The organism is Escherichia sp. HH091_1A, assembly GCF_030295175.1.
Lineage (GTDB): Bacteria > Pseudomonadota > Gammaproteobacteria > Enterobacterales > Enterobacteriaceae > Escherichia > Escherichia coli_F.
The window spans coordinates 163,677-188,205 of sequence record NZ_AP025748.1; the positions used below are offsets into that span (position 1 = coordinate 163,677).

23 protein-coding genes, 5 pseudogenes and 1 other annotated feature are annotated in these 24,529 nt (G+C 44.1%); of the genes and pseudogenes, 14 read left to right on the forward strand and 14 right to left on the reverse strand.

The features are described from left to right. The first annotated feature begins 1 nt into the window (after window position 1). The 6 genes and pseudogenes from ehxA to QUF14_RS28155 form a co-directional block, all read left to right on the forward strand. Entirely contained in the window at window positions 2-2,995 is a 2,994-nt protein-coding gene (gene ehxA, locus QUF14_RS28130; protein WP_000217752.1) for an enterohemolysin EhxA, read from the forward strand. Window positions 2,996-3,044: 49 nt separating this feature from the next. After that, on the forward strand, window positions 3,045-5,165 hold the full coding sequence (gene ehxB / locus QUF14_RS28135) for an enterohemolysin T1SS ABC transporter permease/ATPase EhxB (RefSeq protein ID WP_072097151.1): 2,121 nt from the start codon (window positions 3,045-3,047) through the stop codon (window positions 5,163-5,165). A gap of 3 nt (window positions 5,166-5,168) precedes the next feature. After that, a complete protein-coding gene (gene ehxD / locus QUF14_RS28140) occupies window positions 5,169-6,608 on the forward strand; it encodes an enterohemolysin T1SS ABC transporter subunit EhxD (RefSeq protein ID WP_001213548.1) in 1,440 nt (479 codons plus the stop codon). A gap of 66 nt (window positions 6,609-6,674) precedes the next feature. Next, window positions 6,675-6,871, forward strand: a pseudogene (locus QUF14_RS28145) (transcriptional regulator). 29 nt (window positions 6,872-6,900) lie between these two features. Further along, window positions 6,901-7,161, forward strand: coding sequence for a MarR family transcriptional regulator (locus QUF14_RS28150; protein ID WP_236927344.1), 261 nt, complete (start codon window positions 6,901-6,903; stop codon window positions 7,159-7,161). A gap of 135 nt (window positions 7,162-7,296) precedes the next feature. Then, a pseudogene (locus tag QUF14_RS28155) lies at window positions 7,297-7,464 on the forward strand (hypothetical protein); the annotation flags it as partial. Here the strand turns inward: QUF14_RS28155 and QUF14_RS28160 are convergent. Then, window positions 7,440-8,668 (reverse strand): IS3-like element IS2 family transposase gene (locus QUF14_RS28160; protein WP_097494069.1). Its coding sequence is split into 2 segments (ribosomal slippage): window positions 7,440-8,353 and window positions 8,353-8,668, totalling 1,230 coding nucleotides; the frame shifts between segments, so codons are not numbered across the junction. The pseudogene QUF14_RS28155 and the gene QUF14_RS28160 sit on opposite strands and share 25 nt — an antisense overlap. A gap of 542 nt (window positions 8,669-9,210) precedes the next feature. Here QUF14_RS28160 and ccdA point away from each other — a divergent pair. From ccdA to QUF14_RS28195, 7 genes are all read left to right on the forward strand, one after another. Next, window positions 9,211-9,429: a type II toxin-antitoxin system antitoxin CcdA gene (ccdA, locus tag QUF14_RS28165; RefSeq protein ID WP_000813635.1), complete on the forward strand. Its 219-nt coding sequence runs from the start codon at window positions 9,211-9,213 to the stop codon at window positions 9,427-9,429. A gap of 1 nt (window position 9,430) precedes the next feature. After that, window positions 9,431-9,736, forward strand: coding sequence for a type II toxin-antitoxin system toxin CcdB (gene ccdB / locus QUF14_RS28170; RefSeq protein WP_001159871.1), 306 nt, complete (start codon window positions 9,431-9,433; stop codon window positions 9,734-9,736). Beyond that, entirely contained in the window at window positions 9,737-10,543 is an 807-nt protein-coding gene (locus QUF14_RS28175) for a site-specific integrase (protein ID WP_000016974.1), read from the forward strand. Between the two features lie 179 nt (window positions 10,544-10,722). Further along, window positions 10,723-11,364 carry a ParA family protein gene (locus tag QUF14_RS28180; protein WP_001144033.1) on the forward strand — a complete coding sequence of 214 codons (642 nt, stop codon included), beginning with the start codon at window positions 10,723-10,725 and terminating at the stop codon, window positions 11,362-11,364. Between the two features lie 89 nt (window positions 11,365-11,453). Further along, window positions 11,454-11,762: a hypothetical protein gene (locus QUF14_RS28185; protein ID WP_000030205.1), complete on the forward strand. Its 309-nt coding sequence runs from the start codon at window positions 11,454-11,456 to the stop codon at window positions 11,760-11,762. 413 nt (window positions 11,763-12,175) lie between these two features. Then, window positions 12,176-13,156 carry a plasmid segregation protein ParM gene (locus QUF14_RS28190; protein ID WP_000688520.1) on the forward strand — a complete coding sequence of 327 codons (981 nt, stop codon included), beginning with the start codon at window positions 12,176-12,178 and terminating at the stop codon, window positions 13,154-13,156. After that, window positions 13,149-13,565 carry a plasmid partitioning/stability family protein gene (locus tag QUF14_RS28195; protein WP_001278817.1) on the forward strand — a complete coding sequence of 139 codons (417 nt, stop codon included), beginning with the start codon at window positions 13,149-13,151 and terminating at the stop codon, window positions 13,563-13,565. Before QUF14_RS28190 ends, QUF14_RS28195 begins: the two co-directional genes overlap by 8 nt. 59 nt (window positions 13,566-13,624) lie before the next feature. Here QUF14_RS28195 and QUF14_RS28200 read toward each other — a convergent pair. Next, a pseudogene (locus tag QUF14_RS28200) lies at window positions 13,625-13,846 on the reverse strand (transposase); the annotation flags it as partial. A gap of 53 nt (window positions 13,847-13,899) precedes the next feature. Here QUF14_RS28200 and QUF14_RS28205 point away from each other — a divergent pair. Continuing rightward, window positions 13,900-15,112, forward strand: a pseudogene (locus tag QUF14_RS28205) (IS3 family transposase). Next, window positions 14,181-14,296, forward strand: a sequence feature (AL1L pseudoknot). (Overlaps the previous pseudogene by 116 nt.) A 323-nt stretch (window positions 15,113-15,435) precedes the next feature. On the opposite strand, the gene QUF14_RS28210 reads toward QUF14_RS28205, so the two are convergent. From QUF14_RS28210 to gspF, 12 genes and pseudogenes are all read right to left on the reverse strand, one after another. Beyond that, window positions 15,436-15,816 carry a YopT-type cysteine protease domain-containing protein gene (locus tag QUF14_RS28210; protein ID WP_286333552.1) on the reverse strand — a complete coding sequence of 127 codons (381 nt, stop codon included), beginning with the start codon at window positions 15,814-15,816 and terminating at the stop codon, window positions 15,436-15,438. A gap of 289 nt (window positions 15,817-16,105) precedes the next feature. After that, window positions 16,106-17,136: pseudogene (locus QUF14_RS28215) on the reverse strand (IS630 family transposase). Window positions 17,137-17,291: 155 nt separating this feature from the next. Beyond that, the gene (gspS, locus tag QUF14_RS28220; RefSeq protein ID WP_024211966.1) at window positions 17,292-17,672 is read right to left on the reverse strand and encodes a type II secretion system pilot lipoprotein GspS; all 381 of its coding nucleotides are present in this window, start codon (window positions 17,670-17,672) and stop codon (window positions 17,292-17,294) included. A gap of 97 nt (window positions 17,673-17,769) precedes the next feature. After that, the gene (locus QUF14_RS28225) at window positions 17,770-18,603 is read right to left on the reverse strand and encodes a prepilin peptidase (RefSeq protein WP_001008986.1); all 834 of its coding nucleotides are present in this window, start codon (window positions 18,601-18,603) and stop codon (window positions 17,770-17,772) included. An 86-nt stretch (window positions 18,604-18,689) separates the two neighbouring features. Continuing rightward, the gene (locus QUF14_RS28230) at window positions 18,690-19,169 is read right to left on the reverse strand and encodes a type II secretion system protein M (RefSeq protein WP_001004185.1); all 480 of its coding nucleotides are present in this window, start codon (window positions 19,167-19,169) and stop codon (window positions 18,690-18,692) included. After that, complete coding sequence (gene gspL, locus QUF14_RS28235; RefSeq protein ID WP_236927350.1) at window positions 19,162-20,361, reverse strand: type II secretion system protein GspL; 1,200 nt, start codon at window positions 20,359-20,361, stop codon at window positions 19,162-19,164. The genes QUF14_RS28230 and gspL overlap by 8 nt, the downstream gene beginning before the upstream one ends. Continuing rightward, window positions 20,358-21,335, reverse strand: coding sequence for a type II secretion system minor pseudopilin GspK (gene gspK, locus QUF14_RS28240; protein WP_000868202.1), 978 nt, complete (start codon window positions 21,333-21,335; stop codon window positions 20,358-20,360). Before gspK ends, gspL begins: the two co-directional genes overlap by 4 nt. Next, window positions 21,332-21,931, reverse strand: a complete 600-nt coding sequence (gene gspJ, locus QUF14_RS28245; RefSeq protein ID WP_000003574.1) for a type II secretion system minor pseudopilin GspJ — start codon at window positions 21,929-21,931, stop codon at window positions 21,332-21,334. Before gspJ ends, gspK begins: the two co-directional genes overlap by 4 nt. Next, window positions 21,928-22,293, reverse strand: a complete 366-nt coding sequence (gspI, locus tag QUF14_RS28250; protein ID WP_038812915.1) for a type II secretion system minor pseudopilin GspI — start codon at window positions 22,291-22,293, stop codon at window positions 21,928-21,930. The genes gspJ and gspI overlap by 4 nt, the downstream gene beginning before the upstream one ends. A gap of 2 nt (window positions 22,294-22,295) precedes the next feature. After that, a complete protein-coding gene (gspH, locus tag QUF14_RS28255) occupies window positions 22,296-22,808 on the reverse strand; it encodes a type II secretion system minor pseudopilin GspH (RefSeq protein WP_047088701.1) in 513 nt (170 codons plus the stop codon). A 29-nt stretch (window positions 22,809-22,837) separates the two neighbouring features. After that, a complete protein-coding gene (gspG, locus tag QUF14_RS28260; protein ID WP_001231935.1) occupies window positions 22,838-23,272 on the reverse strand; it encodes a type II secretion system major pseudopilin GspG in 435 nt (144 codons plus the stop codon). A 26-nt stretch (window positions 23,273-23,298) separates the two neighbouring features. Then, the gene (gene gspF / locus QUF14_RS28265; RefSeq protein WP_001173147.1) at window positions 23,299-24,522 is read right to left on the reverse strand and encodes a type II secretion system inner membrane protein GspF; all 1,224 of its coding nucleotides are present in this window, start codon (window positions 24,520-24,522) and stop codon (window positions 23,299-23,301) included. Window positions 24,523-24,529 lie beyond the last annotated feature (7 nt).

Below are 24,529 nucleotides of genomic sequence, written 5' to 3' on the forward strand. Positions count from 1 at the left end.
TATGACAGTAAATAAAATAAAGAACATTTTCAGCAATGCGACATCGACTACAAAATCAGCATTTAATACAGCATCATCAAACGTACGTACCGCTGGAAAAAAACTCATATTATTAATACCTGATGATTATGAAGCTCAGGGCGTGGGTATTAATGAGTTGGTCAAAGCTGCTGATGAGCTTGGAATAGAAATACACCGTACTGAACGAGATGATACAGCGATTGCAAACCAGTTTTTTGGTACAGCAGAAAAAGTTTTAGGATTAACTGAACGTGGTGTTGCAATATTCGCACCACAACTTGATAAACTTCTGCAGAAGTATCAGAACGTTGGGAGTAAAATAGGCGGAACCGCTGAGAATGTAGGTAATAATCTGGGAAAAGCCGGAACAGTTCTTTCAGCACTACATAATTTTACGGGGATTGCCTTATCAGGCATGGCTCTTGATGAATTGCTGAGAAAACAACGGGGAGGAGAGGATATAAGTCAGAATGATATTGCCAAAAGTAGTATTGAACTTATTAATCACCTTGTAGATACAGTATCAAGTATAAACAGTACTGTTGATTCATTTTCTGAGCAGCTTAACCAGCTTGGCTCATTTTTATCCAGTAAACCTCGCTTAAGTTCTGTTGGTGGAAAATTACAAAATTTACCTGACCTGGGCCCCTTGGGGGATGGGCTGGATGTTATCTCTGGAATTCTTTCAGCTGTATCAGCAAGCTTTATTCTGGGAAACAGTGACGCACATACAGGAACAAAAGCAGCAGCAGGTATCGAACTGACAACTCAGGTTCTGGGAAATGTTGGTAAAGCTGTTTCACAATATATTCTGGCTCAGAGAATGGCACAGGGCTTATCGACAACAGCTGCAAGTGCGGGTCTGATCACATCGGCTGTTATGCTGGCTATCAGTCCTCTTTCTTTCCTGGCTATTGCAGATAAATTTGAGCGAGCTAAGCAGCTTGAAGCATATTCTGAACGATTTAAAAAATTGAATTATGAAGGGGATGCTTTACTTGCAGCCTTTCATAAAGAAACCGGAGCTATAGATGCAGCCCTGACAACAATAAATACTGTTCTGAGTTCTGTATCTGCGGGAGTTAGTGCAGCCTCCAGTGCATCCCTCATAGGGGCCCCGATAAGCATGCTAGTGAGTGCATTAACCGGTACGATATCTGGCATTCTGGAAGCATCAAAACAGGCTATGTTTGAGCACGTTGCAGATAAATTCGCTGCTCGGATCAATGAATGGGAAAAGGAGCATGGCAAAAATTATTTTGAGAATGGCTATGATGCAAGACATGCTGCATTTTTAGAAGACTCTCTGTCTTTGCTTGCAGATTTTTCTCGTCAGCATGCAGTAGAAAGAGCTGTCGCAATAACTCAGCAACATTGGGATGAGAAGATCGGTGAACTTGCAGGTATAACCCGTAATGCTGATCGTAGTCAGAGTGGTAAGGCATATATTAATTATCTGGAGAATGGAGGGCTTTTAGAGGATCAACCGAAGGAGTTTACACAACAAGTTTTTGATCCTCAAAAAGGGACCATAGACCTTTCAACAGGTAATGTATCAAGTGTTTTGACATTTGTAACACCAACATTTACCCCAGGAGAAGAAGTCAGAGAAAGAAAACAGAGTGGTAAATATGAATATATGACATCTCTTATTGTAAATGGTAAGGATACATGGTCTGTAAAAGGATTAAAAAGTCATAAAGGTGTATATGATTATTCAAATCTGATTCAGTTTGTTGAAAAGGATAATAAATACCATCAGGCGAAAATAATTTCTGAGCTCGGAGATAAAAATGATATTGTTTATTCTGGCTCAGGCTCGTCAGAAGTATTTGCTGGAGAAGGCCATGACACCGTATCTTATAATAAGACGGATGCTGGCAAACTAACAATTGATGCAACAGGAGCATCGAAACCTGGTGAGTATATAGTTTCAAAAAATATGTATGGTGACGTGAAGGTATTGCAGGAAGTCGTTAATGAACAGGAGGTGTCAGTGGGAAAGCGAACAGAGAAAATACAATATCGTGATTTTGAATTCAGAGCCGGTGGAATTTCTTATGATGTGATAGATAAGCTACATTCTGTTGAAGAACTCATCGGCGGAAAACATGATGATGAATTCAAAGGCGGTAAGTTTAATGATATATTCCATGGCGCAGATGGGAACGATTATATCGAAGGTAATTATGGTAATGATCGACTATACGGCGATGATGGGGATGATTATATATCCGGAGGACAGGGCGACGACCAGTTATTTGGTGGTAGTGGAAACGATAAATTGAGTGGAGGGGATGGTAATAATTATCTGACAGGAGGAAGCGGTAATGATGAGCTTCAGGCACACGGAGCTTATAATATTCTGTCAGGTGGCACTGGTGATGATAAACTTTATGGTGGTGGTATTGACCTTCTGGATGGAGGGGAAGGTAATGACTATCTGAATGGCGGTTTTGGTAATGATATTTATGTTTATCGGCAAAACTATGGTCATCATACAATTGCAGATGAAGGAGGTAAAGGAGATCGCCTGCACTTATCTGATATTAGCTTTGATGATATCGCATTTAAGAAAGTGGGAAATGATCTTATCATGAATAAAGCCATTAATGGTGTACTATCATTTAATGAGTCAAATGATGTCAATGGGATAACATTTAAAAACTGGTTTGCGAAAGATGCCTCAGGAGCAGATAATCATCTTGTTGAGATTATAACAGATAAAGATGGTCGTGAAATTAAATCTGATAACATACCTCATAAAAATAATGATTGGTCAGGTTATATAAAAGCTAGTTCTATAGCATCAGAAAAAAATATGGTTAATATCACCAGTGTTGCCAATGATATTAACAAAATTATTTCTTCAGTTTCAGGGTTAGATTCAGGTGATGAACGATTAGCATCTTTATATAATTTAGCCTTACATCAAAATAACACACACTCAACAATTTTAACGACAACTGTCTGAGACTAAAAGCGGAGGTGATGCCCATTCCAGGAGGAATGGGCATCGTTTTATCATGAGTAAATGTAGTTCTCATAGTAGCTTGTATACACTGATATTGCTTGCACAATATCATAATATAACTGTCAATGCTGAAACTATAAGGCATCAGTTTAATACCCACACACAAGATTTTGGGGTGACTGAATGGTTACTGGCAGCGAAATCCATTGGCTTAAAAGCAAAATATGTAGAAAAACATTTTGCCAGATTATCAATGATTCCATTACCTGCGTTGATATGGCGGGATGACGGTAAGCATTATATATTATCTCGTGTAACTAAAGATTCATCACGCTATCTTGTTTATGATCCTGAACAGCATCAGTCACAAACTTTTAGCCGGGATGAGTTCGAAAAACTGTATCAGGGAAAAGTTATTCTGGTTACGTCAAGAGCAACAGTAGTCGGAGAGTTAGCTAAATTTGATTTTTCCTGGTTTATCCCCTCTGTTGTGAAATACAGGAAGATTTTACTTGAGGTGTTAACTGTTTCTGCTTTTATTCAGTTTCTTGCGTTAATAACACCTCTTTTTTTTCAGGTTGTAATGGATAAGGTTTTAGTTCATCGGGGGTTTTCAACGTTAAATATTATTACAATGGCATTTATTATAGTGATAATTTTTGAAGTGATATTAACCGGAGCCAGAACTTATATTTTCTCTCATACGACAAGTCGTATTGACGTTGAACTGGGTGCTAAGTTATTCAGACATTTGCTTGCATTACCTGTTTCATATTTTGAAAATCGCAGGGTCGGAGAGACCGTTGCCAGAGTAAGGGAACTGGAACAAATTCGTAATTTTTTAACCGGACAAGCGTTGACATCAGTTCTTGATCTATTTTTTTCTGTAATATTTTTTTGTGTCATGTGGTATTACAGCCCTCAATTAACACTGGTTATATTATTGTCACTACCTTGTTATGTTATATGGTCATTGTTTATATCACCCTTATTACGTCGACGTCTTGATGATAAATTTCTCAGGAATGCAGAAAATCAAGCTTTTCTTGTCGAGATGGTAACAGCAATAAATACAATTAAATCCATGGCAGTATCGCCACAAATGATTGCTACATGGGATAAACAACTGGCCGGGTATGTTGCTTCCAGTTTCAGGGTAAATCTGGTTGCAATGACAGGGCAGCAGGGTATACAGCTGATACAGAAAAGTGTAATGGTAATTAGTCTCTGGATGGGAGCACATCTTGTCATATCGGGAGAGATAAGCATCGGGCAGTTAATCGCGTTTAATATGCTTGCAGGTCAGGTCATTGCTCCTGTTATCAGACTGGCTCATCTTTGGCAGGATTTTCAGCAAGTTGGTATTTCTGTTGAGCGCCTTGGAGATGTATTAAATACACCGGTAGAGAAAAAGTCAGGCAGAAATATACTGCCGGAAATTCAGGGGGATATCGAATTTAAAAATGTTAGGTTTCGGTATTCTTCTGACGGCAATGTTATTTTAAATAATATTAATTTATACATATCGAAGGGGGATGTTATCGGTATAGTTGGCCGTTCTGGTTCAGGAAAAAGTACATTAACAAAACTGCTTCAGCGCTTTTATATACCAGAGACAGGACAGATTTTAATTGATGGGCATGATTTATCACTTTCTGATCCAGAATGGTTACGACGCCAGATTGGTGTTGTATTGCAGGAAAATACTCTATTAAATCGTAGTATTATCGATAATATTACATTAGCTTCTCCGACTGTATCTATGGAGCAGGCAATTGAGGCAGCCAGACTTGCAGGTGCCCATGATTTTATTACGGAACTAAAAGAAGGGTACAATACTATTGTTGGAGAACAGGGCGTTGGTCTTTCAGGAGGGCAGCGTCAACGGATCGCAATAGCCCGGGCTCTTGTTACAAATCCTCGAATTCTTATTTTTGATGAAGCAACAAGTGCTCTTGATTATGAGTCGGAAAATATAATAATGAAAAATATGTCAAGAATATGTAAGAACAGAACCGTAATTATTATTGCACACAGGTTGTCCACTGTAAAAAATGCAAAAAGAATAATTGTTATGGATAATGGTATTATTTCTGAAGATGGCACACATAAAGAGCTTATCTCCAAAAAAGACAGTTTATATGCATATTTATATCATTTGCAGGCATAATGTATGCGCTTTTACATGAAAAGTTTATGGGATTTGATTTGCCGTTATAAGGCGGTTTTTTCTGATGTCTGGAAAATTCGTCACACACTTGACGCTCCTGTCAGAGAAAAAGATGAGTATGCATTTCTTCCTGCTCACCTTGAACTCATTGAAACACCAGTATCCAGACGTTCTCATTTTGTTATATGGAGTATTTTATTATTTGTAATTATATCTCTTCTCTTATCTGTCCTTGGGAAAGTAGAAATAGTCTCAGTAGCAAATGGTAAGTTTACTCATAGTGGAAGAAGCAAAGAAATAAAACCGATAGAGAATGCAATTGTAGAAAAAATAATGGTAAAAGATGGCGCTTTTGTAAAAAAAAATGATCCATTAGTTGAATTGACAGTGCCTGGTGTTGAATCTGATATTTCAAAATCAGAAGCATCTTTGTTGTATGAAAAAACAGAACAATATCGCTACGCAATTCTTTCTGAATCAATTCAAAAGAATGAGCTTCCAGAAATAAGGATAACAGATTTTCCTGGTGGAGAAGATAATGCGGGAGGTGAACATTTTCTGAGGGTTAGCTCATTAATAAAAGAACAATTCATGACATGGCAGAACAGAAAAAATCAAAAGCAGCTTACATTAAATAAAAAAGTAGTTGAACGGGATGCAGCGCTTGCTCGTGTTAGCCTGTATGAGCATCAGGTATCACATGAAGAAAAAAAACTCAATGATTTTAAGTATTTGTTGAATAAAAAAGCTGTTTCTCAACATTCAGTTATGGAGCAGGAAAATAAGTATATTCAGGCAAAAAATGAACATGCAGTCTGGCTTGCACAGGTTTCTCAACTTGAAAAAGAAATAGAACTTGTGCGGGAAGAACTGGCACTGGAGACGAATATTTTCAGAAGTGAAATTATCGAGAAGCACAGAAAATCAACAGATAACATTGTGTTACTGGAGCATGAGCTTGAAAAAAACAGGCAGAGAAAAGCGTCATCTTTTATTAAAGCTCCTGTTAGTGGTACTGTTCAGGAGTTAAATATACATACAGAAGGTGGAGTTGTCACAACAGCAGAAACGCTGATGATGATTGTCCCTGATAATGACATTCTCGAAGTTACAGCGTCTGTACTTAACAAGGATATCGGTTTTATACAACCTGGACAGGAGGTAGTTATTAAAGTAGATGCATATCCATATACACGCTATGGTTACCTTACGGGGAAAGTAAAAAATATAACTGCAGATTCTGTTTCTGTTCCGGATACAGGACTTGTATTTAACGTGATTATATCTATTGATCGGAATGATATACAGGGAGAAAGAAAAAAAATTCCTGTTACAGCTGGAATGACGGTTATGGCAGAAATAAAAACAGGAGTGCGTAGTGTTATCAGCTATCTTCTTAGTCCATTAAATGAAACTATTAATGAAAGTTTACGTGAACGTTAGTATATAAATAATATATTGGCTTTTTATATGATATAGATTTCTGCAATAATCTTGTAACGATTATCTATGTTATTTAAACAAACTATGGTACAGTTTTTTATCTTTAAAAAAGAGTTAATGGAATGGATAGTATTAAATTACTTGATAAAGCTATTATCTATCAACAACAGAATGAGCAATCATATCCAGGTCAGGAATTTCTTCTTTTACAACTTTGTATGCGAGTTACCAAAAACTTACTGATAATATTAATGCCTTCCTGAAGGGGGATGGAATAAATGATACAACGCTTATGCTTCTGGCCCTGTTATCCAGTGCTGATAATTTTGGCTTATCTTCGAATGAACTCAGTGAAAGATTAGATATTTCCAGAACATATATCACCAGAGCTTGTGATTCTCTGGAAAAATTTGGTTTTATTAAACGTATGGAAAATAGGGAAGATCGACGTAGTAAAAATATTTATCTGACTCCAGAAGGTAATTTGTATTTACAGCGGATCACAAGCATATATGGATACTATCTAAAAAATATGGAGCAACCTTGCAGATGATGAAATTAAGATATTTAAAATAATCAGCAAAAGACTTTATCTCAAGATATTTATCGGTAATAATACATGTAATCATGTATATAAATCCTGAGTTCTGATTTTTATAATTTTTTATTCTGCAATTGTGTAGGGGGGATAGATACTGGTTATACCCCCTCTTTTTCTGGTAAGGAAAATCAGAGTTGCGCTATGTGGATTTTGAACGTATTTCAGGTGCATAAATCAGTCAGAATATACACAGCGCATTTTTCAGCTTTCAATTGTCACTGGATTTGCCCCTATATTTCCAGACATCTGTTATCACTTAACCCATTACAAGCCTGCTGCCGCAGATATTCCCGTGGCGAGCGATAACCCAGCGCACTATGCGGATGCCATTCGTTATAATGCTCGAACGCCTCTGCAAGGTTCTTTGCTGCCGTTAACCCGTCTGGTTTGGGCATGATACTGATGTAGTCACGCTTTATCGTTTTCACGAAGCTCTCTGCTATTCCGTTACTCTCCGGACTCCGCACCGCCGTGTTCTTCGGTTCAAGTCCCAACATCCGGGCGAACTGGCGTGTTTCATTAGCCCGGTAGCATGAACCATTATCCGTCAGCCACTCCACTGGAGACGACGGAAGATCGTTGCCGAAGCGGCGTTCCACCGCTCCCAGCATGACGTCCTGTACTGTTTCACTGTTGAAGCCGCCGGTAGTGACCGCCCAGTGCAGTGCCTCACGATCACAGCAGTCCAGCGCGAACGTGACACGCAGTCTCTCTCCGTTATCACAGCAGAACTCGAACCCGTCAGAGCACCATCGCTGATTGCTTTCTTTCACGGCCACTCTGCCTGTATGTGCCCGTTTCGATGGCGGTACAGCAGGTTTTCGCTCAAGCAACAGCGCATTCTGGCGCATGATCCGGTAAACACGTTTGGCATTGATCGCAGGCATACCATCAAGTTCTGCCTGTCTGCGAAGCAGCGCCCATACCCGACGATAACCATACGTGGGCAGCTCTCCGATAACATGGTGTATACGGAGAAGCACATCCGTATCATCAGTGTGACGACTGCGGCGGCCATCCATCCAGTCATCGGTTCGTCTGAGAATGACGTGCAACTGCGCACGCGACACCCGGAGACAACGGCTGACTAAGCTTACTCCCCATCCCCGGGCAATAAGGGCGCGTGCGCTATCCACTTTTTTGCCCGTCCATATTCAACGGCTTCTTTGAGGAGTTCATTTTCCATCGTTTTCTTGCCGAGCAGGCGCTGGAGTTCTTTAATCTGCTTCATGGCGGCAGCAAGTTCAGAGGCAGGAACAACCTGTTCTCCGGCGGCGACAGCAGTAAGACTTCCTTCCTGGTATTGCTTACGCCAGAGAAATAACTGGCTGGCTGCTACACCATGTTGCCGGGCAACGAGGGAGACCGTCATCCCCGGTTCAAAGCTCTGCTGAACAATTGCGATCTTTTCCTGTGTGGTACGCCGTCTGCGTTTCTCCGGCCCTAAGACATCAATCATCTGTTCTCCAATGACTAGTCTAAAAACTAGTATTAAGACTATCACTTATTTAAGTGATACTGGTTGTCTGGAGATTCAGGGGGCCAGTCTAGTCACTTCCATCCATCGATAGATAGATCATTAGCGTCCTGGCATTACCCCAAGTTCCGGATCCGCGGATCATTCGCTGCCGTCCGCCGGCCCGCTTTCACATGATGTGGTGTCCAGCGCCGTTTAACTGACACTGTATGTTGTGTTTCTTCCCGTGTTCGCGAGCCAGTCATCAGCGGCAGAAAAGATCACTTCGCTTATTCACTGATCGTGATTCACTTCCAGAAAATCATGAATCCGATAAAAATCGGATCATGGAAAAACAGTTATCCTGTAATTTAGAATTGTTACTACATTGCTTGTTATTATTTTTATGAGCACTTTTTAGATCAGTTATTGATGAAAGTATTAATAATAGTCAGATAATAATATTCCGTTGCCGGAGGCATGTTATAGCGTAATACTAATGTATACTTAATTGTGTACATAGAGTATGTAAGATGAGGTGTATTATGAAGCAGCGCATTACAGTCACAGTCGACAGTGACAGCTATCAGTTGCTCAAAGCATATGATGTCAATATCTCCGGTCTGGTAAGCACCACCATGCAGAATGAAGCCCGTCGTCTGCGTGCCGAACGCTGGAAAGCAGAAAATCAGGAAGGGATGGCTGAGGTCGCCCGGTTTATTGAAATGAACGGCTCTTTTGCCGACGAGAACAGGGAGTGGTGAAATGCAGTTTAAGGTTTACACCTATAAAAGAGAGAGCCGTTATCGTCTGTTTGTGGATGTACAGAGTGACATTATTGACACGCCCGGGCGACGGATGGTGATCCCCCTAGCCAGCGCCCGCCTGCTGTCAGATAAAGTCTCCCGTGAGCTTTACCCGGTGGTGCATGTCGGGGATGAAAGCTGGCGCATGATGACCACCGATATGGCCAGTGTGCCGGTCTCCGTCATTGGGGAAGAAGTGGCCGATCTCAGCCACCGCGAAAATGACATCAAAAACGCCATTAACCTGATGTTCTGGGGAATATAAATGTCAGGCTCCGTTATACACAGCCAGTCTGCAGCCATGGTACCGGCAGTGTATTCTGCCGGACAGTCTCCACAACTTCCTGTTGTCATTGATTATCCGGCAGCTCTGGCACTTCGCCAGATGTCGATGGTCCATGATGAACTGCCGAAATATCTGCTGGCTCCGGAAGTGAGTGCCCTGCTCCATTACGTCCCGGATCTGCGCCGCAAGATGCTGCTGGCCACACTGTGGAACACCGGTGCGCGCATTAATGAAGCACTGGCGCTGACACGGGGGGATTTTTCGCTCGCGCCTCCGTATCCGTTTGTGCAGCTTGCGACCCTGAAACAACGGACCGAAAAGACAGCCAGAACGGCAGGAAGATCGCCGGCCGGTAAGCAGACTCACCGGCTGGTTCCGCTCTCTGATGCCTGGTACGTCAGCCAGCTGCAGACGATGGTGGCAACACTGAAAATCCCCATGGAGCGGCGTAACCGTCGCACCGGCAGAACAGAGAAAGTGAGGATCTGGGAAGTGACGGACAGAACCGTCAGGACCTGGATTGGGGAAGCGGTTGCCGCCGCTGCTGCTGACGGTGTGACGTTCTCTGTTCTTGTCACACCACATACATTCCGCCACTCCTATGCGATGCATATGCTGTATGCCGGTATTCCACTGAAGGTCCTGCAGAGCCTGATGGGGCATAAGTCCATCAGCTCAACAGAGGTCTACACGAAGGTGTTTGCACTGGATGTGGCTGCACGGCACCGGGTGCAGTTTGCGATGCCTGAGTCCGATGCAGTGTCTATGCTCAAAAGAATTCCTTAAGCTCTGACTTTTTTAAATCCCTTTCGGATATCTCATGGATATATTATCGGTATTTCATATTCTGTTGACATGCCGGACTGGTATAGAGTAAAAAAACATCTGTTGAGTACCTCTTGAATATCCGAAAGATGTCTTTGGGGTTCTTTATGGGTATTACATTTGGATTCTGGAGATACACTATGCCTGTTATTGCTAATACGCATCCCAAAGGTGGTGTGGGTAAGACAACTTCATCCGTAAACATTGTTGGTGAAATGAAGTCTGATACAGTTGATCTGGATACTCATACCGGGCTTTCTATCATTCTGGGGCTGAGACCTGAAGGAAAAGAAATTTCCGTGAAAGTACCCAAAACAGTGGATGAGTTAATCGAAATTATGACTCCCTACAAGAAAAGCGATAAGACGTTACTTATTGACTGTGGGGGATTTGACTCAGATCTTACCCGTACTGCGATTGCCTTTGCAGACTGCGTTATTGTCCCTTCAAAAGATTCCCTGACTGAGCGTATTGGTTTGATGCATTTTGATGGAGTACTGGACGAAATCAGCTCTATCATGGGGACCGATATAATTGCTCACCTGTATCTCTGTAAAGTTAATCCTAACAAGAAGAAATTCCCTAAGCTTGATGCAATCCTGCCATCGTTCAAACATCTGAAGCTGATGAAGAGCCGCATTTCTGCTCGTGCAGAATTTGAGGATGTCATTGAGACTGGGATGGGAATCACTGAGTCTGTTCATGGGCGCTATTCGGCAGGAGGTAAGGAAGTTATTGCCCTGATCGAAGAAATCAATCATCTGATTGAAAATAATAAATAGTAAGGTATATCTATTGGGTATCCATATAGTATCCTTTAGGGTTTTAATGGATATCTTTTGAGTATCTAACAAACATCCTGGGTTATCTCATGAGCAAAGCGAAATTTAGTGCACAGGCTGAAAAACTGAAAAACCTGGTGGATTCTGCCAGATTACAAACTTCTTCTTCTGCCGTAACAGCAACAGTCCCGTCTCAGCCAAATGAAGGTGCAGAGGAAGTTTCAGGTCGTCCCGTAGCTGCCAGGACGAAGGCTAAGAATCTTAAGTCCATACCGCTGTCGTATTTTGAAGCTCATGCGGAACTTAAAGCGACCAGTAAAACATCTCTGGATTTTAGCTCATATATTATTGAGGCTATAAGAGAGAAGCTTGAACGTGACGGTGCAATAGGTCAATAATTCATAGGATACCTTGAGGGTGTCTGATGGGTGTCTTTTAAATGCGTTATGGGGATTCTTCAGGTACCTGAAGAGTCCCCATTAGACATCTTTCTGTATATGGTGACATGATTCGTCACCGCTTTCCTTTCCTCTCAGTTTCACCATTTCATTCCTTTTCCCTTAACCTGAACCATGATGTCAAAGATGTTTTTATATTACATTTATGTATAACATATAACCTTCATAATGTTTTTGTATCTATGATTTCCTCTGGTCTTAAAGTTGTATGTACAATGTACATGCAATTTTTCGTGTTTTTATGTTGTATTTGTCCTTTCAGAAAGACCATTTTTTCATTATAATTGAATATACATTGCATGTATGAGGTATGTTTGTTTTTTATATTTGTTTATGAGCAACGGAGACTGGTTATGAAAATCTTTATTGATGATGGTTCTACCAACATTAAACTTGCCTGGTTGGAGGATGGTGACGTGAAAACGTTAATCAGCCCTAACAGCTTTAAACCGGAATGGTCTTTTAGTTTACTGGATGATGCTGCCCCGGCTAATTACGAGATCGACGGCGAGAAGTTTTCATTTGATCCATTAAGTGCTGATGCTGTCGTAACGACTGAAACACGCTATCAGTACAGTGATGTGAATGTTGTGTCCATTCAGCATGCGCTACAGCAGACCGGCCTGAAAGCGCAGTATGTTGATGTCATCGTCACATTGCCGATCTCTGAATACCTTGACGCCAACAATCAGAAAAATAAGCAAAACATTGAAAGAAAGAAAAAAAATGTGATGCGTGAAGTACGGGTGCAGGGGAGTGATGCATTTGTTATTCGCAGTGTTTCCGTTCTTCCTGAAAGTATTCCCGCTGGTTTCAGTGTTCTTGCGGGGCTTGAGGATGATGAATCCCTTTTGATCGTAGATCTCGGTGGTACAACTCTTGATGTGTCGCATGTTCGTAGCAAAATGACAGGGATTACAAAAACCTGGTGTGATCCGAATATCGGCGTGTCCCTGATTACATCCGGGGTTAAGGAACAGATGGCTGTACATGCTAATACAAGAGTGAGCTCATTCCAGGCTGACAATATCATTGTGCACCGTAATGAACCTGACTACCTTTCCCGTCGCATTTATAATGCTGAACAGCGTGAGTCTATCATTAATGTTATCAATGAACGGCAGAAGTTGCTTATTAAACGAGTTAATGATGTCATCAGCCGTTTCACCGACTATACACATGTAATGTGTGTTGGTGGTGGGGCTGAAATTGTGGCCGAGGCTGTGAAGAACCTGACTAGGGTTCCTGATGAGCGCTTTTATCTGAGCTCATCCCCGCAGTTTGATTTAGTCATGGGAATGATAAAAATGAAAGGTGGTGTGATTAATGAGTGATGAAAATAAATCCAGACGCTGCTCATTTGAACTTTTCCCGGATGAACGGACAGGAGATAAGATAGCAGATGAGCTCATTGCAAATGAAAAACTGAAGGAGCGGGGACGTTTCATGCGCGCGATGTTAGTTACTGGTGCGGCGTTTGCAGCTATAGATAAACGTCTTCCTTTGCTGATATCGGAGTTACTGACAGAAAATACGACTCTGGATGATATTAATAAGGTGATTTCCAGCGTAATACCAGGTGCTTTTTCAGTTGAAAAGAAATTGCTTGAATTACTGGAAAAACAATCAGGTCTCCATACGTCTGTGGATTGTAGTGCTCCTCTTACAGAGCAGAGCCTGGCGAGAAATGACGGTGAAGACCAGACCAGAAGAAACGCTGAAAATATGTTCGGAGATGACTGAACTAACCCAGCCTGGCCAGGGGAATGAGCCTGTTTAGGATTCTGTGTAAATGCCTTTTCTCAGAAGTGACCGTCCAGGCGGTCACCGAACTCGATAATAAAGCGGCTCATTGCCATTCGCCAGTCCTTCAACGGCATCGTCCACTTCTGGGACGCAGACTGGATTGCCAGCCACACCACTTTTTTCACCGAGTCGTCTGTCGGGAACACTTTACGCTTTTTGATCGCATGGCGGATCACGCTGTTTAGCGACTCGATGGCATTCGTCGTATAGATCACTTTGAACCGCCCCGGAAATCCTGGAGACTAAACTTCCTGAGAAAGAGGTAAACAGGATGACTAAAAATACTCGTTTTTCCCCCGAAGTCCGTCAACGCGCAGTTCGTATGGTTCTGGAAAGTCAGGGCGAATATGACTCACAATGTGCGGCAATTTGTTCCATTGCTCCAAAGATTGGCTGTACGCCAGAGACTCTGCGTGTCTGGGTTCGCCAGCATGAGAGGGATACCGGGGGCGGTGATGGTGGGCTCACCACCGCTGAACGTCAGCGTCTGAAAGAGCTGGAACGTGAAAATCGTGAACTGCGCCGCAGTAACGATATCCTTCGCCAGGCTTCCGCTTATTTTGCGAAGGCGGAGTTCGACCGCCTCTGGAAAAATAATGCCACTGCTGGATAAGCTGCGTGAGCAGTACGGGGGCGGACCGGTATGCAGTGAACTGCATATTGCCCCGTCAACGTATTACCATTGTCAGCAGCAGCGGCATCATCCTGATAAACGCAGTGCCCGTGCGCAGCGCGATGACTGGCTGAAGAGAGAGATACAGCGCGTATACGATGAAAATCATCAGGTGTACGGTGTGCGTAAAGTCTGGCGTCAGTTGTTACGGGAAGGAATCAGGGTGGCCAGATGTACAGTGGCGCGCCTCATGGCGGTTATGGGACTTGCCGGTGTTTTCCGGGGTAAAAAGGTCCGCACTACCGTCAGCCGGAAAACCGTTGCCACAGGTGACCGCGTAAACCGTCAGTTCGTGGCAGAACGTCCTGACCAGCTGTGGGTGGCTGATTTTACTTACGTCAGCACATGGCAGGGCTTCGTCTATGTGGCGTTCATCATTGATGTGTTTGCCGGATACATCGTGGGGTGGCGGGTCTCATCGTCTATGGAAACGACATTCGTGCTGGATGCGCTGGAGCAGGCGTTGTGGGCCCGTCGTCCGTCTGGCACCATCCATCACAGCGATAAAGGCTCTCAGTATGTGTCACTGGCCTATACGGAGCGACTAAAAGAAGCAAAACTGCTGGCATCAACAGGGAGTACAGGCGACTCGTATGACAACGCGATGGCTGAGAGCATCAATGGTCTTTACAAAGCGGAGGTAATACACCGTAAGAGCTGGAAAAACCGTGCAGAAGTGGAACTGGCCACACTCACGTGGGTGGACTGGTATGACAATCGACGATTGCTGGGAAGGCTGGGCCATACTCCTCCGGCAGAAGCAGAAAAAGCTTATTATGCTTCCATCGGAAACAATGATCTGGCAGCCTGAGTTCACAGATAAAACACTCTCCAGGAAACCCGGGGCGGTTCATCCGGACGACTGTACCGGCTTACGCCGGGCTTCGGCTGTTTGACTCCTGTGCCACAGGTAACGACATCATGCCGCTTTATATGTGCTACGCGCATATAAATGAAAAATAATACCGCATATATGCCCGTTACCTGTCGCTGATAAAGTAGACCTGACGGCGGCTAGGCTGAAACCATATAAATTCCGTCAACAGTTACTGTTCTGTATTACCCGTCCATCAATGGGTTTAGCTGAATATAGTGATATATTATCTAAATTATAATAACCTTTATATTTCTGTTTTAAAAACTTATAAGTTCCATCTTGTTTTCAACAATATATTCACCAAAGTTTGGATCAAAGAATAAAGAGTGTCGACCATTTTTTATAAATGCCGTAGCATGCGACATTTTTCCATTTGAAAGAGATAAGTTAATAACATAAGAATCATCCTTTATGTTATAGATTTCAACAGGGTTTACACTTTCTTTTATTTTTTTTAGATGTATCTTCCCGTTTTTTATTAAGTATGGGTCTTTAATGGTTCCGCTTTCATATGCAAGTAACATCCCTCTGTATCTTGAGGAAAAAGCATATGTTTTGCTAAAGAAAATGAAATCACACTTTATGTTGTTTGATTTGTTATATATATAATCAATACACATAAAAAAAACATAATCCATTATATATATTCCTGTCTGTGTGTTGAGATTTTATGAATTCATTTTGAGAAAACTTAAATATATTTTCCATGTCTGTCTTCCATATTTACATCTGAACTCTGGAACAATATAGTAACCTAACACAATGTCGTTTTTTATGATATATGTCATTGAAAATGTAATTTCATAACTATGTATATATGCGGATGAGTGTGAGCTGGCCCCCTGAAATACCAGACAGTAGATGTATCTTAAAATAAGAGGTAGGCTTGGATATATGTCTGACACTAAATAACTGATCCTAATGCCGCTACACTTTAGCCAGCCCATGTTTTCCACCGGGGAATGGGCTGACGGTATCCATAAAGTGACGAACCTTTTTCAACAACTGCCACATTGAACGGCACTGGTGATTTCGGGTTATTGTCTCATGAAGCGCCTGCCACAACCGTTCGACATGATTCACCCACGGCGAGTAAACTGGCTGATAAATCACCCTGAACTTCGGGTTTGCTTTCAGCCAGCGCAACGTTTCACGGCTTTTGTGGATGATGTAGTTATCGACAATGAGCGTAATCGTCTTTGCCCGCCGGTATGTCGCCTTCAGATGTTTTAACAGTCTGATAAATAAGGATGAACCTTTACTGTTTCCACCAATGTAGCTGACTTTACCCGTACCGCTGTGCAGTGCACCGGCAAGATAATACTTTTCATTCTGGCCCGGTGTGACAACGCGCTTTTTCTGCCCGCGTAACTGCCAGTCAGCACCGATTTTCGGGTTGAGATGAATATCCACTTCATCTTCGTAAAACACGGGGTTTTCCGCACTGCATTTCGCCAGCGCTTCATGAATAGCGGCCATTTTTTCTTCTTTGTGTGGGTCACGGATACGCAGTGTCGGCGCGGCTCTGCGCCATACCAGTCCGGCAGCAGGTAACCATCGCCGGATGGTTGAAGCATGTAGCGGGCAACCGGTGACATCACGGATTTTTATCGCCAGAAGTTCGGTACTCCAGCGGGAACGCTGATAACCGAAATCGCCGGAGAATGCTTAACAAGCTCACGCAGCAATGCGCAAATATGTTCGAACGGCCAGCGCCTCCTACGTCCTGACGGCAATGACTTCAGGCCTTCAACACCCGACAGCGTGAACCAGTTAATCCAGCGACCAATCGATGAACGGGCACAGCAGAGCGTTCTGGCAACATAACTGACGGTGTCACCACGATGCAGCATCAGCATGGCGGTGAGCCGCCGGGCGTGGTTTTTGTCCTTTGTTTTATGGATAGTTTTCTGCATCAGGCGTCGTTCGGTTCTGGGGATTGGTGCTATGATCGGCATCGCTCAGTCCGGTTGGTGATTTTTTCTTTTTGGCGATTGATCAGATCGCACAATCCGGGCTGAGTTCCCTCAAAGTGATCTACTATTCCGCGCAGCTATTTAGCTGTATATCTCAATTCTATCTGTTTAGTTATATGCTCCATAGCTTAATTTGGCTATAACTCATTGATAAACTTTCTTAATTGGCGGTTAAAATCATTGCATTTAATTTGTTCTTGCGTGCTATCTTGGGTCAATCTATGGTATATATCATCACTATGCTTAACGAGTTCCTCTGTGCTTAACGAATGCCATCCCTTTTGTACAGCGACTCTGTTCGCCGTTTTCATAATAACTGAATCAGCAGGCAGATCACTACGACTGCATTTGTATTTGAGGTATTTAGTCGCCGCAACGACAGATGCAAGTTGATTATATTGCTCATTTAAAGACATTATTTTTTTCCGTTCAGTAAGCTGAGGATTTTGGCACCCAGCCATGGCCAATACTAAAAATAAGGAGGTTGTGCGAACAAGTAAGTTTAACTTATTTCCCATAGATTTTAACTCACTGATTTTGTTTGCATTAATAGTGCTTAACCATCTTTTAACAATCCACGTACTTTTCTTATATTGACTCCTCTGTAGTTTGATGTCACTTTATCAAAAAATAATACCCTGCGCTCAGTGCAAGCCATGGGCCGAATGCTAATGGACGACTAATACTTGTTTGCGTCTGATAACGCACCAGTAATGTAACAATGAGTCCGCTTCCTGCCGCTAGGAAAATAATTTGTGGAAGAGCCTGCCACCCCATCCAGGCACCCAATGCGGCTAATAATTTAAAATCACCGTAACCAAGCGCTTCCTTCCCCGTTACAAAACGGAAAGCCCAGTAAAGACACCATAAGCAGAGATAGCCTGATATTGCGCCCACTACCGCTTGTTCTAGTGAAATATATCCCTCTGGCAAATTAAATAGCAGACCAAGCCAAAGCAATGGTAATGTTAATATATCCGGCAATAGGTACGTGCGATAATCAATAATTGCCAACACCAATAGCATTGATAGAAATATCCATGACCCTATTAATAATAGGCTAAGTGAAAACTTCCATGCAGCCAACATAAATAGCATAGCACACATCATCTCTATCAATGGGTAATGATACGGAATACGCTGACCACAGCAGTGTGTTTCCCCCTTCAAATAGAGATAACTTAACAATGGAATATTATCCCTGATTCTAATCTGATGAGAGCAATGTGGACAACATGAGCGAGGTAGGATCAGGTTAAAAGGATGCATCGACTCAGGCACCGGTTGCTCCAATTGCAACAAAGCCTCACGTCGCCAGCGCCTTTCCAGCATAAGAGGTAAACGATAAATTACCACGTTCAGGAAGCTGCCAATGATGCAGCCAAAAATCCCGACGATTGTCAGCCATAACAGTGGAAAAATAGCCACAAAGTCCCGAAAAAAGTTCACAACATCTCCTGATTATCAATTGGGTATCACCTTTTGATATCACCCTATCAACCCATTTATTCCTCTTGAACAGAACATTAACTTGATTAATTGCGAGTCAGAATTAGTCTGTTAACCACAACCCATCCTGGTTTGTTATCTTGTGCGACAACATCAAACGCGACGATATGGATATGATGTTGTAACTCCAGTTGTGTGAGCCATTGCATCAGGAGATTAAATTCCCCCGGAGCCAGCGTTACGCTCAGATGCTTTCCCTGAGGTTGCAGTCGGGTAATGACCACACCATACGATGATGAGCTCCCTGCCACCGTTGCAGATAAACTCAACGATTCATCCTGTTGAACGCTGTCTTTTTGAATCTGTAGTCGCGGTGCTTGTTGTTTCATCCATTCCACAGTGTTTTTTTCACGGGCAATGATATTCCGCCATTTTTCCTCCCGTAATTGCCAAGGGTTCCAAAGTGCGTAATAACCGAGACAGACAATAAGTAGTACCCCCCCCCCGGTAAGCAATCTGCGTTCCCATGAGCTGAGCTGTTGCAAACGCTTTTTAAGTTCATTCATCTGCTACTCCCAGAATTATTCGACTTTCTACCCCCTCTGAATTTTGTCGGATCTCCCCAGATTGTAGAGGGTGTTTTTCCCCAGCCAGTTGCTGGAATTGTTCCAACGCCTGAAAAGACTCGGCCAGCAGATCAATTTTCAGCTCTCTGCGACGTCCATCCCAACCCAATGCCTGCACACGAACAGCCGATGTTTCTTCCAGCAGTTGCTGCAGCTGGCATACCATGGCACCCAAACCCGGCTGCTTGTCCGCTGGCAACTGTTGCAAATGTTTCATCATCTTACTGCGCGGATTAATCACATTCTTCTCGCCAGGAAATAGCTGCTGATAAAAACGTTCACTCGTCTGCTGCCAGTTTCCAGCCTGCTGCCAGAGTCGATAATGCGTGATACCTGCATCGAGGCATAACAGCAGAACATACACCATCAGGGAGAAGATGACTGACCGCCAGGCACGTATCCCCATATACACACTTCCCTTACGAGCAAACTCTCCCTGACGTAAATCTGCGCCGTTATACTCACCCATTTCAGCAGCCAGTTGCAGCACGTTGCGCTCGGGTTGCTGTCGCCACTCAATATCCATGCTATGTGCCGGTGGTGTTGAGTAAGATTCGATAACCGAGGGGGCAGAAATAGCCAGTAACTGTGGTAGCCACGAATATTCTACCACCATTCCTGCATAAGCATCTCGACGAAATAACCATTGCTCATTCAGACTTACTGCACTCCATCCCTCGGAAGCCAGCGGTAGCATCAACACATCTGGCAAAAACATCTGCTCCCGGATCCCCAGTTTCTCGCAGCATGCTATCCATCCTTGCATGACTGTTTTTTCCACCACCGCCACGTCACAGATATCGCCATTTTGCTGCAAAATAGCGAAGTGCAGATTTTCAATATCAGTGGCCAGTTGCTCTTCGAGAATAAATGGCAACACCTGTAAACGTTGACGCCGAGAGCGATATGGCAATGTGACCTGATGGAAAGCTATTTCACTCGCAGGTACCAGTACACAAGCAGGATAACGGGTGAGTAAACAGGCTAATTGCGGGTTGATTTCTCCTATCTCTACACTGCCATATTGAGTATCTTCAGACGATGCCAACAACCACAATAAAGGGTGTGAGTCATCAGCGGGCAAACGCAGAAATAACCGGGCACCATCGTGGTGTTTTAGATTCTTAATCAAGGTACCACCATCATCGTTAATCCATATTTTCGCTGAACGCTATATATATCTTTCCCCTTCCATATCATTAGGCTGTGCTGACTAAACTGACGACTCCCTATAAGTATATAAAAATGGGCCATAAAATAGTCACTACTCACCGCCAGGTTTGGTATAACCACTGAGGTTTCGATCTCTGTAAGTTGCGGCAACGCCAGAAACGTCGCCACGCTGTCCCATCCTGTGCGTGGGCGTTTTTGTAATAATTTTATTGCCGGAAAAATATCCTGATCTTTTAGAAATAGCGCGGCCAGTAGCGCTCCTTGCGATTCCCGTAATGTATTTATATTCACCAACAGTGTTGATGTTGGTAGTACACAAACATAGGGCAGCAATTTTCGATAAAGACTAGCATCAACCCCAGAGACCATACGCAGCTCACTGACATCCTGCATCGGCTGATTGGCTGCCAGATAAGGCCTCTCCAATGCCATATACATTTCATCTTCCGCGCCGCCTGTCATCGTGTTATTGTTAGTATCGATCCAGTCACGTAAGGCTGCAGTGACATGTGCGGCTTGCACTGGTTTAACCTGCAGGTTTAGCAGCAACTGCTGAAATACTCTAGCAGGATAAGGGTCGCTATTCTGATCTCCCCCCCCCTGATTGATGGAATTTAGATTAAAACAGGCCTGAGCATCGACGATTTGTCCTCGCACTTCTCCCCCTTCAAACTGAAACTGGCGTTCTGTTTGTGCCCAATTTTGTGCCAGATGGGTTTTCTGCTGCGAATCCTGCTTATCCCTGTGCAATATTTTTCGAACCATCGCCTCTGCCGCACGGCCATACCACTTGGCCTGCAACTGATCTATCTGCGTCACTGTACGCAGATATGTCCGCCCGTTACGCTCTGTAATCTCTGCGGCTATCGTGACCATCAATGCCAGAATCAGTAGCACCAACAGCAATGCGACACCTCGCTCCCGGACCTTCATTGTTCACTGCCTTCACTGATCAAAAATAGTCGCGTCAATTGCGCAAAATCATCAACCACCAATGTGACTTCAATGCCTTGCGGTAGCTGAGCTGCACTGTCCCAGCTCTCCCGCCATGTACCATTGGCATAAAAACGTAAACGAAACGCTTCAACACTACTCAGCAAAACCCTGACGCCTGGAGACACACTTGACGGTTGATCAACATAAAAATTGCTAAGCCGTTCTAACTGCTGATGTCGCAACCTATAACCTACGCGCTGTAATTCCGATCGTGGCAGCATTCCAAGTGGGTTTTGCCAGCTGTTACGTGTAAATGTTACCCCCCAATCATCACTTTGTAACTGATGAGGAGCCGCCAGCAGCATACGTTCACTCCCCCTAGCACTCCGCTGGATCATCTGGGTAAAATCCTGTTCCATTTGACTAAATGCCCGCTGCAACTCAGCCAGACGGTGTACTTTATTACGGGAGAGTTCATCTGCCCGCATTCCGCTCTGTAATACCTGAAATGCACTGAGGGTTAGTGCGGAAACAATTGCCAACGCCAGCAACATTTCCAGCAGCGTAAAACCCCGAACCTGCTGTTCACTCATTCACGCACCATAAAACTACGTAGAGATACAACAGCGGATTCATCCTCTTTACTACGCCGCACTTCAATATCTAGTGCGCGTTGCTGCGGTATTTCGCTGTCTAGACCACGCCAGCGCAAATACCATTCTGTCCCGGCAAAGTTCACCGTCTTCTCACTCCATTTTTTTTCCGGCCAGACCTTCTCCAAGTGAAGCTGCACCAGATGATTATCCGCCAGCCAACCTGCCAAAACTTTTTCTTCCATCCGTCCAATGCCGCTAGCCTGCTGTACCATGGTTTGCATTAAGGCTATTCCAGCCAGTGCAAACACTACCAACGCCACCATGACTTCCAGCAATGTCATTCCATTCTGTGCTTTCACCGTTAGACCTCATCTTCGAAGACGTCTATCACCCCACTCTCATCAACCCGCAATCCTACAACTGTATTGCTCTCCATCTGTCGAAACAAAAGGGTAAATGGCGTCACTTCACCGCCGGGCAGCAGCAAAATATCCGGTGTTGCCTCTAGGCCACTCGCCGGCGACCACTGTTGTAAATTTTGCAACTGCAATTCAAGGCTTATCTCATCTGGAAGTTTGCCGCCCATGACAGCACGCCGCGGCTGCCACGGTTGCCAGACATACTCTTGCCAGATATGAGATCCCGTCACCGAGGAGGGAGATTCTGATTTCTGGTGCTGCAAAAATTTGAACTCCCAACCCTGTGGTCGTATCTGAAGCCCCAACACAACGCCATCTTGTTGGAGAGTATCGAGTGCAAAATCCAGCTGTGTCTGTAGACGCTCCCGTTGCTGTTGCATATTTTTCTGCTGTGCGGCAGGATATGACATCAATACTAGGCTGGCGGCACTTCCAATAAGTAGAATAACCAGCATCATCTCCAGTAGGGTAAAACCGCGCTGGCTCACGAGTTCGTGTTACCAATAGTCCAATTCCCAATATCGTCTTCTGTGTCAGATATGCCATCAGGGCCATAAGAAAAAATATCAATTTCACCATGCTGCCCGGGATTCAATAGCTGGTAATCTCCCCCCCACGGATCCTGCGGCAAACGGCGGATATAGCCATCTTTGGAATAATTTCGTGGTTCGGGCTGAATTGTAGGTTTACTGACAAGTGCCTGTATGCCTTGTTCTGTGGTCGGGTAACGGTTGTTATCTAACCTATACATATCCAGCGCACTCTCCAGCGCGACCAGATCGCTGACCACTTTTTGTTGATCTGCTTTGTCTTTATTTCCCATCAGATTTGGTACCACCAAACTGGCCAGCACGCCAAGAATTACAATGACCACCATGACTTCCAGTAAAGTAAAACCGCGTTGATACCGTTTGCGCATATTGCTCTCCGTTGTTTTTAAATTATTTACATACTCATCATGTTATTGAGTTGCAGGATCGGCTGCAGAATAGCCAGTACGATGAACAGCACGACACCAGCCATACTCACCACCAGTAACGGTTCAAACACTCCCAGTGCCAGTTGCATCTGGGCGCTGAACTCACGCTCCTGATTATCTGCCGCCCGTTCCAGCATACTGTCAAGCTCACCACTGTTTTCACCGCTGGCAATCATGTGCCGCATCATTACTGGAAACAGTGCTGTCCGTTCTAACGCTTGATGCAGGCTAACGCCTTCACGCACCGATTCCGCTGCAATCACTAACTGACGACGGGCATACTCATTACTCAGCACTTCGCCACTAATGCGCATTGCCTGTAGTAACGGCACTGCACTAGCATTGAGAATGCTCAGCGTTCGAGCATAGCGTGCGGTATTCAAGCCGCGCGAAATCCGCCCCAGCACGGGCAGGCGCAGTAACTGGCGATGAAAAGCAATCCGCCAAGCTTGGTGGCGTAATAACATACGTGCCAACAGTCCTCCCATGACCATTAACAGTAACAGCCAAGGGCTAAACGTATGTACCCACTCGCTCATGCCCATCAACATGCGGGTAGAGAGCGGTAATGCCTGTTTCATATGAATAAACTGCTCAACCACTTTTGGAACTACGGCGGAAAGCAGAATAGCAATCACGCTAATGGCCACCAGCGTCAGCACACAGGGGTAAATCATTGCCTGTAGAATACGGCTACGCATGATCTGACGTTGCTCGGTGTAATCCGCCAGACGATTAAGCACAAGATCCAAGTGACCAGACGTTTCACCTGCTGCCACCATCGCGCAGTACAGTCGTTCAAACGTCGCCGGAAACGCCCCCATAGCAACGGCCAGTGAATGACCTTCGAGCACCTTTGTGCGCACTGCCGCGATTAATGCGCGCTGGCGTGGTTTTTCGCTCTGTTTTGCTACCGTATCAAGAGCCTCTTCCAGCGGTAGAGAAGCGGAAACCAACGTTGCCAACTGTCGGGTCAGCAATGCCAAGTCAGAGCTATTAAGCCTTCGTTGCCAGAAAACACGATACCCCCCTCCGGTATACTGACGATTAGCCTGACTTTCATCCAGTTTGAGTGGAGTAATCCCTTGCTCACGTAACAACTGGCGGGCATGACGGGCAGAGTCAGCCTCCAGCTCCCCCCGACGCTTCTTACCCTGGACGTCTAATGCCTGATAGTGGAATAGTGCCATCTTCACT

What these genes read in the sequence shown, in the direction of transcription:
- ehxA (WP_000217752.1), top strand. Translation starts at nt 2, where the DNA reads ATGACAGTAAATAAAATAAAGAACATTTTCAGCAATGCGACATCGACT.
- ehxD (WP_001213548.1), top strand. Translation starts at nt 5,169, where the DNA reads ATGCGCTTTTACATGAAAAGTTTATGGGATTTGATTTGCCGTTATAAG.
- QUF14_RS28150 (WP_236927344.1), top strand. Translation starts at nt 6,901, where the DNA reads ATGCTTCTGGCCCTGTTATCCAGTGCTGATAATTTTGGCTTATCTTCG.
- ccdA (WP_000813635.1), top strand. Translation starts at nt 9,211, where the DNA reads ATGAAGCAGCGCATTACAGTCACAGTCGACAGTGACAGCTATCAGTTG.
- ccdB (WP_001159871.1), top strand. Translation starts at nt 9,431, where the DNA reads ATGCAGTTTAAGGTTTACACCTATAAAAGAGAGAGCCGTTATCGTCTG.
- QUF14_RS28175 (WP_000016974.1), top strand. Translation starts at nt 9,737, where the DNA reads ATGTCAGGCTCCGTTATACACAGCCAGTCTGCAGCCATGGTACCGGCA.
- QUF14_RS28180 (WP_001144033.1), top strand. Translation starts at nt 10,723, where the DNA reads ATGCCTGTTATTGCTAATACGCATCCCAAAGGTGGTGTGGGTAAGACA.
- QUF14_RS28185 (WP_000030205.1), top strand. Translation starts at nt 11,454, where the DNA reads ATGAGCAAAGCGAAATTTAGTGCACAGGCTGAAAAACTGAAAAACCTG.
- QUF14_RS28190 (WP_000688520.1), top strand. Translation starts at nt 12,176, where the DNA reads ATGAAAATCTTTATTGATGATGGTTCTACCAACATTAAACTTGCCTGG.
- QUF14_RS28195 (WP_001278817.1), top strand. Translation starts at nt 13,149, where the DNA reads ATGAGTGATGAAAATAAATCCAGACGCTGCTCATTTGAACTTTTCCCG.
- QUF14_RS28210 (WP_286333552.1), bottom strand. Translation starts at nt 15,816, where the DNA reads ATGGATTATGTTTTTTTTATGTGTATTGATTATATATATAACAAATCA.
- gspS (WP_024211966.1), bottom strand. Translation starts at nt 17,672, where the DNA reads ATGGGAAATAAGTTAAACTTACTTGTTCGCACAACCTCCTTATTTTTA.
- QUF14_RS28230 (WP_001004185.1), bottom strand. Translation starts at nt 19,169, where the DNA reads ATGAATGAACTTAAAAAGCGTTTGCAACAGCTCAGCTCATGGGAACGC.
- gspK (WP_000868202.1), bottom strand. Translation starts at nt 21,335, where the DNA reads ATGAAGGTCCGGGAGCGAGGTGTCGCATTGCTGTTGGTGCTACTGATT.
- gspJ (WP_000003574.1), bottom strand. Translation starts at nt 21,931, where the DNA reads ATGAGTGAACAGCAGGTTCGGGGTTTTACGCTGCTGGAAATGTTGCTG.
- gspH (WP_047088701.1), bottom strand. Translation starts at nt 22,808, where the DNA reads ATGCTGGTTATTCTACTTATTGGAAGTGCCGCCAGCCTAGTATTGATG.
- gspG (WP_001231935.1), bottom strand. Translation starts at nt 23,272, where the DNA reads ATGCGCAAACGGTATCAACGCGGTTTTACTTTACTGGAAGTCATGGTG.
- gspF (WP_001173147.1), bottom strand. Translation starts at nt 24,522, where the DNA reads ATGGCACTATTCCACTATCAGGCATTAGACGTCCAGGGTAAGAAGCGT.